At 74.7% G+C, this 11193-nt stretch carries 9 protein-coding genes; 2 read left to right on the top strand and 7 right to left on the bottom strand.

Annotation, left to right across the window (positions count from 1 at the left end; translation table 11 throughout):
* Positions 1-44 precede the first annotated feature (44 nt).
* From ABZY31_RS05320 to ABZY31_RS05295, 6 genes are all read right to left on the bottom strand, one after another.
* The gene (locus ABZY31_RS05320; protein ID WP_356405032.1) at positions 45-944 is read right to left on the bottom strand and encodes an arginase family protein; all 900 of its coding nucleotides are present in this window, start codon (positions 942-944) and stop codon (positions 45-47) included.
* A gap of 4 nt (positions 945-948) precedes the next feature.
* Positions 949-1590 carry a GNAT family protein gene (locus ABZY31_RS05315; protein WP_356405030.1) on the bottom strand — a complete coding sequence of 214 codons (642 nt, stop codon included), beginning with the start codon at positions 1588-1590 and terminating at the stop codon, positions 949-951.
* A 25-nt stretch (positions 1591-1615) separates the two neighbouring features.
* Positions 1616-3646: a prolyl oligopeptidase family serine peptidase gene (locus tag ABZY31_RS05310; RefSeq protein WP_356405028.1), complete on the bottom strand. Its 2031-nt coding sequence runs from the start codon at positions 3644-3646 to the stop codon at positions 1616-1618.
* The gene (locus tag ABZY31_RS05305) at positions 3646-5046 is read right to left on the bottom strand and encodes a M20/M25/M40 family metallo-hydrolase (protein WP_356405026.1); all 1401 of its coding nucleotides are present in this window, start codon (positions 5044-5046) and stop codon (positions 3646-3648) included. Before ABZY31_RS05305 ends, ABZY31_RS05310 begins: the two co-directional genes overlap by 1 nt.
* A 1-nt stretch (position 5047) precedes the next feature.
* The gene (locus ABZY31_RS05300) at positions 5048-5881 is read right to left on the bottom strand and encodes a M55 family metallopeptidase (protein WP_356405290.1); all 834 of its coding nucleotides are present in this window, start codon (positions 5879-5881) and stop codon (positions 5048-5050) included.
* Positions 5882-6037: 156 nt separating this feature from the next.
* Positions 6038-6484 carry an SRPBCC family protein gene (locus ABZY31_RS05295; RefSeq protein ID WP_356405024.1) on the bottom strand — a complete coding sequence of 149 codons (447 nt, stop codon included), beginning with the start codon at positions 6482-6484 and terminating at the stop codon, positions 6038-6040.
* Positions 6485-6711: 227 nt separating this feature from the next.
* Between ABZY31_RS05295 and ABZY31_RS05290 the strand changes: the two genes are divergently transcribed.
* Entirely contained in the window at positions 6712-8262 is a 1551-nt protein-coding gene (locus tag ABZY31_RS05290) for an alpha/beta hydrolase (protein ID WP_356405022.1), read from the top strand.
* Positions 8263-8289: 27 nt separating this feature from the next.
* Here ABZY31_RS05290 and ABZY31_RS05285 read toward each other — a convergent pair whose 3' ends face one another.
* Entirely contained in the window at positions 8290-8844 is a 555-nt protein-coding gene (locus ABZY31_RS05285) for an adenylosuccinate lyase (protein WP_356405020.1), read from the bottom strand.
* A gap of 353 nt (positions 8845-9197) precedes the next feature.
* Between ABZY31_RS05285 and ABZY31_RS05280 the strand changes: the two genes are divergently transcribed.
* Complete coding sequence (locus tag ABZY31_RS05280; RefSeq protein ID WP_356405018.1) at positions 9198-11015, top strand: 3-hydroxybutyryl-CoA dehydrogenase; 1818 nt, start codon at positions 9198-9200, stop codon at positions 11013-11015.
* The last annotated feature ends 178 nt before the right edge of the window (positions 11016-11193 follow it).

Genomic DNA, 11193 nt, shown 5'->3' with positions numbered 1-11193 from the left:
GGCGGCCGGAGCACAGCCGTTCGGCGGATCACGCCCGGTCAGGATTACGCAAAGGCCCCGGCCACCAGGTCGGCGAGGAGCGCGCCCGCACTGGCGTCCGGGTCCAGGTCCGGGTCGTAGACCGTGATGTTGAGCCCGACGCAGCGCGGGGACTTCACGAGGACGGCGAGCAGTTCGCCCAGTTCGTCGGGGAGCAGTCCGCCCGGCTCGGGGCTGTCCACGGCGGGCATCATCCGGGGGTCCAGCGCGTCGGCGTCCAGGTGCACCCAGAAGCCTTCGGTGACCGGCGGCCGCAGACCCTCCAGCGCGACCCGCGCCACCGGCCCGGCGCCGGCCTCGCGGAGCTGTCCGACGGTGACGGCCATGATCCCGGCGGCGGCCAGTTCGGGGAGGTCCGCGTCGCCGTCCCGCAGCCCGAAGAGCCGCACGTCCTCGTCCCGCAGGTAGGGCGAGCGGCCCTCGATGTCGGACAGGTCGGCCTGGCCGCGGCCGGTGGCCAGGGCCAGTTCCTCGCCTCCCGCCGCCCCGACGGGCCCGTTCACCGCCGTGTTGCCCGGGTGGCGGAAGTCGGCGGAGCCGTCGATGGCAGCCAGGCCGTACCGGCCGAGCCGGCGCATGGCGAGGGAGGCGCCGAGCTGGATCGAGCAGTCACCGCCGAGGACGACGGGGAACTCCCCGTCCCTCAGGTGCTTCTCGATCCGGTCGGCGAGGGTGACGGTGTAGGCGGCGAGGGCGGCGGCGTGGAAGACGCCGTCCCCCTCCCGCCAGTCACCGCGGTCGTAGCGCGGTGGTACGACGACACCGCCCTCGCGTGCGCCGAGCCGGGCCAGCAGGCCCTGTTCGCGCAGTGCCCCGGCGAGTTTGTAGACCCCGGGCACGGTTCCGGGAGCGGGCGGGCGCAGACCGAGATTGGACGGGGCGTCAAGGAGCACGATCGTTCGCATCCCCTCATCCTGCGTGATGCGGCACCGCCCGGTCGAGCATCTCCCCGGTGATCGCCCAGCGTTCGTGGTCGCGCCAGGCGCCGTCGATGAACAGGAAGTCGGGCGAGAAGCCCTCCCGGCGAAAGCCGAGGCGGCGCACGAGCGCGGTCGAGGCGGTGTTGCCGGGCTGGACGTTCGCCTCCAGCCGGTGCAGCCCCAGACCCGGGGCGGCCTCGGCTCCGCGGGGGGCGGAGCCGCCCGGTGCCGGGTCCGTCAGGGCGTACCGGAGCAGCAGCCCCAGCCCCTCGGTCATCAGCCCCCGTCCCGCCGCGTGCGCGAAGGCGCCGTAGCCGAGGGCCCCGCACCGGAACGCTCCGCGCACGATGTTGTTCACGTTGACGAATCCGGCGATCGCCCCGCCGTCGCGTTCACACACCAGGAATCCGGCGCGTACGGCCTCGGCGCCGTCCGGACCCCCGGCGCCGTCGAGCCGGGCCGCGTAGGCCTCGTACTCCTCGGGCGTCCGCGGCGGGAAGAGCCACGGCCGGTGCAGCGCCTCGCTCTCCCGCGCGCGCCGGATGAACTCGGGGCCGTCGGCGGGGCGGATGCGCCGCAGCCCCACGCGGGGTCCTTCGGCGAGGTAGCGGGGGGAAGGGAGCTGCGACATCCGGTCAGATTAACCGGCGGCCGCCTCAGTCGCGCAGCTCCAGGCGCGGGACGTCGGGGCGCGCGAAGCCGAAGGTCTGGGCGTACAGGGAGAGTTCGGCCTCCAGCGCGCGCACCATGGTGTCCGCCCGGCGGAAGCCGTGGCCCTCGCCCTCGAAGGCGAGGTAGGCGTGGGGCACGGAACGGCCGCGCAGGGCCGCGAGGAAGCGCTCGGCCTGGGCGGGCGGGCACACCGCGTCGTCCAGTCCCTGGAGCAGGACGAAGGGCGCGGTGATCCGGTCGGCGCGGGCCAGCGGCGAGCGGTCCCGGCAGCGGACGGCCAGGGCGTCGGGAGGCCCGGCGAGCCCGTCGATGTAGCGGGATTCCAGGTCGTGGGTCTCGGCGGCGAATCCGGTGAGGTCGAGCACCGGGTAGATGACCGTCCCGCAGGCGTACAGGTCGGTCGCGGCCAGCGAGGCCGCCGCGGTCCAGCCGCCCGCGCTGCCGCCCCGGATGGCGAGGCGGGCCGGGTCGGCGGTGCCCTCGGCGGCCAGCGCGCGGGCCACCGCCGCGCAGTCCTCCACGTCCACCACGCCCCACTGCTCGCGCAGCCGTTCGCGGTAGGCCCGCCCGTAGCCGGAGGAACCGCCGTAGTTGACCTCGGCCACGCCGATGCCGCGGGAGGTGAAGTAGGCGATGTGCAGGTCCAGTACGGGCGGCACGTGGTCGGTCGGGCCGCCGTGCGCCCACACCACGTAGGGCGGCAGTTCGTCGGCGGGTGCCCGCAGGGTGGGGTGGTGGGGCGGGTAGACGTGCGCGTGGATCTCCTGGTCGTCGGGGCCCAGGAAGGTCCTGCTCAGCGGTTCGGGGTAGTAGGCCGGGTCCACGGGGCCGCGGCGGCGGCCGCCGCCGTCGGTGGCGACGGGCAGGGCGTGGCCGCTCGCCGTGTCCAGCTCGACCACCTCGTAGGCGCTGCGCGGGCTGGCCGCGACGCCGTAGACGCGGGTTCCGTGCGCGGCGAGGGTGGGCTGCCAGGCGGTCCAGGGACCGGCCGCGTCCACCAGGTCGCCGCTCTCCGGGTCCAGGACGGCCAGCACCGAGGATCCCTGGCCGTGCAGGACGGCCACGGGCCCTTCGGCCAGGGGCGCCATCCATTCGAGGCCCGGCTTCCAGAGCGGGCCGCCGAACTCCTCTTCCCTAGGGCACAGGTTGACGGGCGGGCCGCCGCCGGGGTCGACCCGGTAGGGGTTCCACCAGCCGCTCCGGTCGCTGACCGCCAGCAGGCTCCCGTCGGCCGCCCACGCGGTCTGCGCGACCGCTTCGGCGGGTCCGCCGAGCACGGTGCGGATCCCGGCGAGGCCGCCGTCGGCGGTGACCTCGGCCAGCAGCAGCTCGGTCCCGTCCCAGGGCATCCGCGGATGGTCCCAGACCAGCCACGCGGCCCGCCGCCCGTCCGGGGACAGGCGCGGGCCGGTGGCGAACCGGTGCCGGTCATCGGTGAGTTCGCGCACGGCGGAGCGGTCCTGCGCGGCGGATCCGTCCAGCGGTACGGCGGCCAGGACGCGGCGCACGTCGCTCGGCGCGGGGCCGGTGAACTCCTCCATCACGCACCACACGGCGTCGTCGCGCAGCACCGGGTCCACCCAGCGCAGCCCGCCGCCGGTGGGGCCGAGGGGGGTCAGCGGGCGGGGAGCGGCGCCGGGCGCGTCCGGCTCGTACGCGTACAGCCGCTGGTCGGCGAAGTGGACGAAGACCAGCAACGGCCCGATTGCGTCCGGCCGTTCGGCGCCCGCCCAGGGGCGGCCGCCGTATTCGGTGAACCGGCTGCGCACGTTCCACGGCGCGGGCAGCACCGAGGCGGCGGGGCCCGCGTCGGCGGGGCGCCGGACCAGGGTGCGGCGGCCGCCCTCGTCCGGGCGGGGCTCGGTCCACCACACCTCGGCGCCGACCGTGCCCACGTACTCGGGCCGCCCGTCGTGGGCGGCGGCGAGCGCCGCGTCGATGGGCGAGGGCCAGCTGCCGTAGGGAGCGGTCGGCACGGCGGGGACCCCGGCGCCCGCGGGTGCGGCGGAGGCCATCACAGGGTCCGCAGCGCGCGGTCGAGGACCTTGACCCCGAAGTGCAGGGCGTCGACGGGCACCCGCTCGTCCACGCCGTGGAAGAGCGACCAGTAGTCGAAGCCGGGCGGCAGCTTGAGCGGGGAGTAGCCGTAACCGGTGATGCCGAGGCGGGAGAACTGCTTGGCATCGGTGCCGCCGGCCATGCAGAAGGGCACCACGCGGCCTTCGGGGTCGAAGTGCTCGACGGCCTCCCGCAGGATCTCGAAGGTCCGTCCGTGGACCGGTGCTTCGAGGGCCACCTCGCGGTGGTGGAACTCCCAGTCGACGTGCGGGCCGGTCAGCGCGTCCAGGGTGGCGCGGAACTCCGCCTCGCCGCCGGGCACCATCCGGCCGTCGATGTGGGCCGTGGCGCGCCCCGGGATGACGTTCAGCTTGTAACCCGCGCCCAGCATCGTGGGGTTGGCGCTGTTGCGGACGGTCCCCTCGACGAGCATCGCGGCGGGTCCGAGCCGATCCAGCACCGCGTCGAGGTCGAAGCCGGGGGCTCTGGGATCCACCGACAGGCCCTGGAGCGCGGCGAGTTCGGTCAGGCACGCGGCGACGGTGTCGGTGATCCGCACCGGCCATTCGTGCTCGCCGATCCGGGCGACGGCGGCGGCGAGCCGGGTCACCGCATTGGCCTTGTTCGGCTTCGAGCCGTGTCCGGCGATTCCGTGCGCGGTCAAGGTGAGCCAGGCGGTGCCGCGTTCGCCGGCCGCGACGGGATAGACGGCGCTGCCGGGTCCGGTGTGGACGGTGAAGGCCCCGGATTCACTGAGTCCTTCCGTACAGCCCTCGAAGAGGTCCGCGTGCTGCCGGGCGAGGAAGTCGGAGCCGTCGACGGCGCTGTCCTCCTCGTCGGCGGTGAAGGCGATCACGATGTCGCGCCGCGGCCTGACGCCCGCCCGGGCCCAGGCCCGTACGACGGCGAGGACCATCGCGTCCATGTTCTTCATGTCGACGGCCCCGCGGCCCCAGACCACCCCGTCGCGGACCTCGCCCGAGAAGGGGTCCACGCTCCAGTCGGCGGCCTCGGCGGGCACCACGTCCAGGTGGCCGTGGACGAGGAGCGCGTCGGCTCCCGGGTCGGTGCCCGCGATCCTGGCGACCACGTTGGTGCGGCCCGGGGTCCGCTCCAGCAGGACGGGCTCCAGCCCGGCGTCCGCGAGGCGCTCGGCGGCGTACTCGGCGGCGGGGCGTTCCCGGCAGTCGCCGCCGCCCCGGTTGGTGGTGTCGATGCGGATGAGACCGGAGGTGAACTCGACGACCTCGTCGAGCGCCCGTCGGTCGACGGCCGCGCCCGGCCCCCGCGTCGCATCCGCCGCGGCCGTGGCGCCCGTGGCGTCCGTCGCTTCCGTCGCGTCAAGAACCTGTTCCATGTCACCCATACTGCTCCTCCACCGCCGCGGAGACGATCGTCGTGACCGCCTTGAAGGTCCGGATCCCCTCGAACATCGCCCCGCTGGTGTAGGCGACCCTGCGCTCCCCGCTCCGCTCGACCCCCGGCACGACGGTCGCCGCCATCGCCAGGTGCTCGGCGTCGAACTCCACCTCGACCGTGAAGGGGCCGTCGGCCGCCGGTGCGTGGCGCACGGCGAGCGCGGTGGCCGCCTTCGCGGCGGCGCGGATGTCGGCGGCGGTCCGGGCGGGGGTGCGGCACACCGCGGCGTAGCGCGAGACGTGGTCCTTCACGGCCACGGTCCGGGCGAGCGGCGCGTAACCGGCGGCGTCCGCACACGTCAGGTCGTCGCCGGTGACCAGGACCACGGGGACGCCGTACTCGGCGACGACGAGGGAGTTGAGCCGCCCCTCGCTCGCGCGGACGCCGTTCACCCAGACCCCGGTGATGGAGTTGGCGAGGTAGGTGTGGGCGAGGACGCCCTGCTCGCCCGCGCCCGTGTGGTAGCCGACGAAGGCGATCCCGTCGACGTCCCCGTGCTGGACGCCCTCCACCATGGAGAGGGCCTTGTGCCGGCCGGTGAGCATCTGCACGCGCTCGTCGAGCCGTTCCAGCAGCAGGTTGCGCATGGTCCAGTGGGCTTCGTTGACGAGCACCTCGTCGGCGCCGCCGTCGAAGAAGCCGAGGGCCGCCGCGTTCACGTCGGAGGTGAACAGCGCCCGGCAGCGTTCCCACTGGGGGGTGCCGGGCAGCACGTCGGCGGGCCAGGTGACGCCGGTGGCGCCCTCCATGTCCGCGGAGACGAGGATCTTCATCGGGGCCCCCGGGCGGTCGGTCACGGCACAGGTGCCCCAGCCTATCCGCGGCCCCCGCCCGCGCCGGGCCCGCGGCGCGCCGGGGCGCCGGGGCGGGACGTCCACTCGAACCGGTGAGCCGCCGAGGGCGCGCCCACCGGTCCGCGTCGGGAGAGGTCAGGCCTTTTCGACCTCGGTGGCCAGGTTCGCCAGCACGGCGTCGTAGATGCGGCCCAGGCCCTTGGGTGCGAAGGTGCGCTCGAAGAAGCCGCCGATGCCGCCCGCACCGTTCCACACGGTGGAGACCACGGCCTTGGACCGGCCCTCACCGGCCGGGGTCACGGTCCAGGTGGTCACCATGGAGGAGTTGCGGTCCTTCTCCACGAGCTGCCCGTCGGTGGGTTCGGTGACCTCCAGCAGGCAGTCGCGCACGCGCTTGCTGGTGGCCTGGAGCTTCCAGTGGACCAGGGTGCCCTCGCCGTCGCCGCCCTCGCGCACCTCGTACTCGCTGAAGTGCTCGGGGAGCAGCTTGCCCCGGGTACCGCTGTAGTCCGCCAGCGCGTCGAACACGGTCTCCGCGTCAGCCGCGATGATCCGCTCCGTGGTGGCCTCGACCTGCGCCATAGCTGTTCCTCCAGCAGTTGTGTTCCGTCGTCCCGCGCAAGCCAATCACCTCCGGGTCGGCCGCCCAAATCCGTCCCGGGACCGCCCGCGGTCCGCCCCCGGTACTCCATCTGCGGCCGGCGCCGGCGCCGAGGCGTCATCAGATCGGGCCAACGCGCCGCACAATCCCGGCTTCCGCGCACCGCTTCCGGGACGATTCCCGCCAGAACCCTCGGCTGGGAGGCCCCATGATCCGCCCCTTGAAGAAGCGCGCCGCGGTGCTGCTGTCCGTCGCCACGGTCGCCACCGCCCTGGCCACCCCGGTCACGGCCGCCGCCCCCGCCGGTCCCGCGCTGCGCTGGACCGACTGCAAGACGGCCCGCTACCCCACCCTGCAGTGCGCCTCCCTCTCCGTCCCGCTGGACCACGCGCGTCCCGGCGGGCGGCAGATCTCGCTGGCCCTGACCCGGGTCCCGCACACCGCCAGGACCTCCCAGGGCCCGCTGCTCGTCAACCCCGGCGGCCCCGGCGGCAGCGGCCGCGCCCTGGCCGGGTACGTCGCCTCCGCGCTCCCCAAGGCGGTGGCCGCGCAGTACGACGTCATCGGCTTCGACCCGCGCGGCGTCGGCAAGAGCGAGCCCGCCCTGGACTGCGGCGTGGACCACTTCAAGCCCGTACGCCCGGACTCGGTGCCGCTGGACCCGGAGGTGGAGCGGGCGAACCTGGACCGGGTGAAGTCCTTCGCCGCGTCCTGCCAGGCCCGGCACGCGGACGTGCTGCCGTACATCGGCACCGTCTCCGCCGCCCGCGACATCGAGGTGCTGCGCACGGCCCTCGGGGCGCCGCGGATCAGCTACTTCGGCTACTCCTACGGCACCTACCTGGGCGCCGTCTACGCGAAGCTGCACCCCGAGCGCGTGCACCGGCTGGTGCTCGACTCCGTCGTCGACCCGGGCGGCGTCTGGTACGGCGACAACCTCGCCCAGGACCGCGCCTTCGACGCGCGCCACAAGGCGTTCCTGGCCTGGGTGGCCCGCCACGACGCCACCTACCACCTGGGCACCGACCCGGCGGCGGTCGAAGCCCGCTGGTACGCCATGCGCGCGGACCTGCGCACCGCCCCGGCGGGCGGCAAGGTGGGCGCGGCCGAGCTGGAGGACACCTTCATGCCGGGCGGCTACTACAACGGCTACTGGCCCGGCCTGGCGGAGGCCTTCGCCGCCTACGCGGCGCGCGGCGAGACCAAGCCGCTGGTGGCCGCCTACGAGCGGTTCGGGGCGGTGGAGCCCTCGGCGGGCAACAGCTACAGCGTCTACACGGCGGTGCAGTGCCGGGACTCGGCCTGGCCGAAGGACTGGAACCGCTGGCGCGCCGACATGTGGCGCACGCACGCCGAGGCGCCCTTCATGACCTGGAACAACGCCTGGTACAACGCGCCGTGCGCGTTCTGGCCCACTGAGCCGCTCGACGCGCCGGACGTCACGAACGCGGCGCTGCCGCCCGCGCTGCTCTTCCAGGCCACCCTGGACGCGGCGACCCCGTTCGAGGGCGGGAGGAGCATGCACGAGAAGCTCAAGAACTCGGCGCTGGTCGTCGAGGAGGGCGGCGGCAACCACGGCGTCGCGCTCAGCGGCAACACGTGCCTGGACGAGAAGCTGGCGGCGTACCTGGCCACGGGCGCGGCGGCCGACGCGACCTGCGCCGCCCGCCCCGACCCCGCGCCGGCCGCGGCCACCCGCGCGGTGCCGCCGACGGCGGGCGGCGCGGCCCTGCACGGGATGCTGGGCTTCCGCGGCTGAACCCCGCCGGGCGCCGGGGCCGCAGTCCTAGTGAGCGTCCAGCTCCCGCAGCGCCTTCGTCGCCGCCACCGCGAGCCGCGGGAGCGACTGGGCCCGGGTCAGCACCTCCCGGGCCCGCGGGTCGCCGAGCGCGCCCAGCCCCTCCACGCAGGCGAGCGCCACCCGCCCGTACGGATCGTGCGGACCCAGCAGCCGGCCCAGGGTGGCGATCAGGGTGGGGACCGATTCCGGGGCGCGCAGGGCGACCAGGAGCCGGACGGGGTGCAGGGCGTAGGCCGTGCGCAGCTCGTTGGTGGCCAGCGCCGCCGCCGCCCGGGCGGTCCGGGGGTCGTTCAGTACGGCGAGGGCCTGCGCGGCGGCCTCGCAGCGGGGCGGGTCCCGGTGGTTGAGCAGCAGCACCAGGGACTCGAAGGCGCGCCGGTCACCGGCCAGCCCGAGCCGGTACGCCGCCAGTTCGCGGGCCCACAGCGGGCGGCCCGCCGCCGTCAGCGAAGCCGCGAGCGCGTCCGGCCGCGCCGTCAACAGCGCCTCGTACTCCGGCGCTTGATCCGCCTCTGCCCGTAGCCGCTCCAGCACGTTCACCCGCCCACCCTAGGGCGGCGGGAGCGGGGGTGAGAGGCGTACGTCACATCTCCCGTGCTCTGGCCAACCGGTTACCGACGGGTTACTGTCCTTCTCAACACGAACGAGGGCGGCCTGGTGACGCAGCCGCCCCCGTGTCCGTCGGTCCGGTGTCCCGATCACTCGGGTACCGATGTTTCGTACGGCGCGGCCCCGGGACAGGGTCCGCCGCTCTCCGCCCCGCACGGCACCGCCCTGCACGGCATCCGCCCGCCCGGGCCCCCGGCCCGTACCGGCCGCACGCCCCGCACGGCATCCGGCGCGCCTTCGACGCGCGCCCTCCCCTCAGTCGTCACTCTCACTGGAGTCCCGCGATGGACCGTCAGTCCAGTCAGCCCACCCCGCCCTCCTGCGGCTCCTCCCCGCAGACGATCGCCGTCGTCGGCCTCGGCACCATGGGCACCGGCATCGCCGAGGTCCTCGCCCGGGCCGGCCGTGAGGTCATCGGCATCGACATCGACGAGAGCGCCGCCCGGCGGGCCACCGCCGCGCTGGCCGCCGCCACCGCCCGCTCGGTGACCCGCGAGCAGCTCACCGAGCAGGAGCGCGACGCCGTCCTGTCCCGCTTCCGCACCTTCGGCGAGCTGTCCGCGGCCGCGGACGCCGATCTCGTCATCGAGGTCGTCCCGGAGTCCTACGAGCTGAAGCAGCAGGTCTTCGCCGCGCTGGACCGGGTCGTGCGCCCCGACGCCATCCTCGCCACCGGCACGAACGCGCTGTCGGTGACCCGGCTCGCCGCCGAGTCGCTGCGCCCCGAGCGGGTGCTGGGCCTGCACTTCTTCAACCCGGCCCCGGCGATGAAGCTCGTCGAGATCGTCTCCTGCGTGCTCACCGCACCGGCGGCCGTCGAGGCGGTCACGGCGCTGGCCCGCGAGCTGGGCAAGGAGCCCGTGTCGGCCGGCGACCGGCCCGGTTTCGTCGCGGACGGACTGCTCTTCGGCTACCTGAACCAGGCCGCCGCCATGTACGAGGCGAAGTACGCCTCCCGCGAGGACATCGACGCGGCCATGAAGCTGGGCTGCGGCCTGCCGATGGGCCCGCTGGCGCTGCTCGACCTGATCGGGGTCGACACCGCCCGGACCGTCCTGGAGGCCATGTACGCCTCCTCCGGCGACCGCCTGCACGCTCCGGCGCCGATCCTCGGCCACCTCGCGGAAGCCGGGCTGACCGGCCGCAAGTCCGGGCGCGGTTTCTACACGTACGAGGCCCAGGGCAGCCCGGTCATCGTGCGCGACCTGCAGACCCCGCTGGACGGGGCGGTGATCGCCTCCAGCCGTCCCGTCTCCACGGTCGGCGTGGCCGGTTCCGGCACGATGGCCAGTGGCATCGCGCAGGTCTTCGCGCAGGCGGGCTACTCGGTGGTGCTGGCGGCGCGCAGCCAGGACAAGGCGGAGGCGGCCAAGGCCGCGATCGGCAAGTCCCTCACCCGCGCGGTCGACAAGGGCCGGCTGACGGCGGAGGCCGCCGCCCGGACCCTGGACCGGATCTCCCCGGCCGGGTCCCTGGAGGCCTTCGCCGAGGTGGACCTGGCCGTCGAGGCGGTCGCGGAGGACCTGGCCGTCAAGCAGGAGCTGTTCGCGGCCCTGGACAAGGTGTGCCGCCCGGGAGCGGTGCTCGCGACGACCACTTCCTCCCTGCCGGTGATCGCGATCGCCCGCGCGACCTCGCGGCCGCAGGACGTGATCGGCATGCACTTCTTCAACCCGGCGCCCGCGATGAAGCTCGTCGAGGTGGTCCGGACCGTGCTGACCGCCGACGACGTGCACGCGACCGTCCGCGGGATCTGCGCGAAGGTGCGCAAGCACCCGGTGGACTGCGGGGACCGGGCGGGGTTCATCGTGAACGCGCTGCTGTTCCCGTACCTGAACAACGCGATCAAGATGGTCGAGCAGCACTACGCGAGCCTGGACGAGATCGACGCCGCGATGAAGCTGGGCGGCGGGTACCCGATGGGTCCCTTCGAACTGCTCGACGTGGTCGGCCTCGACGTCTCGCTGGCGATCGAGAAGGTCCTCCACAAGGAGTTCCGGGACCCGGGCCTGGCCCCGTCCCCGCTGCTGGAGCACCTGGTGGCGGCGGGCTGCCTCGGCCGCAAGACCGGCCGCGGTTTCCGTGAGTACGCCCGCCGGTAAGCCGGTGAGCACCCCCGCCGGTGAGCCACGGCCCGGCCGGCGGGCATCCGAGCCGGATGCGTGGGGAGGGCTGCTCGGGACTGCCGGACCCTCACGGCGGGACACACCCACCGAGCCCAGTGCGGGCCCTCCCCCGCATCCATCCCCGTCGCGGGCCCCACAGGCACGCTCGCCCGCG

This window comes from Streptomyces sp. NPDC006529 (assembly GCF_040611795.1).
In the GTDB taxonomy this organism is placed as follows: domain Bacteria; phylum Actinomycetota; class Actinomycetes; order Streptomycetales; family Streptomycetaceae; genus Streptomyces.
Note: the sequence above shows the minus strand (reverse complement) of the source record. Positions and strands in the feature narration are given on the sequence as shown.

Coding starts and splice junctions, on each gene's coding strand:
- ABZY31_RS05320 (WP_356405032.1), bottom strand. CDS start 944: ATGCGAACGATCGTGCTCCTTGACGCCCCGTCCAATCTCGGTCTGCGC.
- ABZY31_RS05315 (WP_356405030.1), bottom strand. CDS start 1,590: ATGTCGCAGCTCCCTTCCCCCCGCTACCTCGCCGAAGGACCCCGCGTG.
- ABZY31_RS05310 (WP_356405028.1), bottom strand. CDS start 3,646: ATGGCCTCCGCCGCACCCGCGGGCGCCGGGGTCCCCGCCGTGCCGACC.
- ABZY31_RS05305 (WP_356405026.1), bottom strand. CDS start 5,046: ATGGAACAGGTTCTTGACGCGACGGAAGCGACGGACGCCACGGGCGCC.
- ABZY31_RS05300 (WP_356405290.1), bottom strand. CDS start 5,881: ATGAAGATCCTCGTCTCCGCGGACATGGAGGGCGCCACCGGCGTCACC.
- ABZY31_RS05295 (WP_356405024.1), bottom strand. CDS start 6,484: ATGGCGCAGGTCGAGGCCACCACGGAGCGGATCATCGCGGCTGACGCG.
- ABZY31_RS05290 (WP_356405022.1), top strand. CDS start 6,712: ATGATCCGCCCCTTGAAGAAGCGCGCCGCGGTGCTGCTGTCCGTCGCC.
- ABZY31_RS05280 (WP_356405018.1), top strand. CDS start 9,198: ATGGACCGTCAGTCCAGTCAGCCCACCCCGCCCTCCTGCGGCTCCTCC.